Below are 378 nucleotides of genomic sequence, written 5' to 3' on the forward strand. Positions count from 1 at the left end.
GGGGGGAGCTATGGCGGAAACTGGGTGATGACGGTTTGAGGAGAGCGGCGTATCGAGGCGGGCGATGAAGCCTGCCAGAACCTCTCAAGGAGAGCGATACGCCATGAACGAGACTGTCAACATTGTTCGCCTTCGTCAGCCCGACGAAATCGGTGATACCCTGACGGATGTACTTCGCAGCGGCGCGCGCAAATTGCTTGCGCAGGCGATCGAGATGGAAGCCGAGGCGTATGCTAAGGCGGTCGACTGCCTGACGAAGGATCAGAATGCGTCGCTGGCGTTCTACGATTTCCCCGCCGAACACTGGGATCATCTGCGAAGGTCCAATCCCATCGAAAGCGTCTTTGCGACCGTTCGCCACCGCACGGTGCGTACCAA

General features: G+C 59.0%; 1 pseudogene. It reads left to right on the top strand.

The annotated features are described in order from the left end of the window. Positions 1–229: 229 nt before the first annotated feature. Positions 230–378, top strand: a pseudogene (locus tag EN780_RS38500) (transposase); the annotation flags it as partial.

The organism is Mesorhizobium sp. M4B.F.Ca.ET.089.01.1.1 (assembly GCF_004022605.1).
Taxonomy (GTDB): Bacteria; Pseudomonadota; Alphaproteobacteria; order Rhizobiales; family Rhizobiaceae; genus Mesorhizobium; species Mesorhizobium abyssinicae.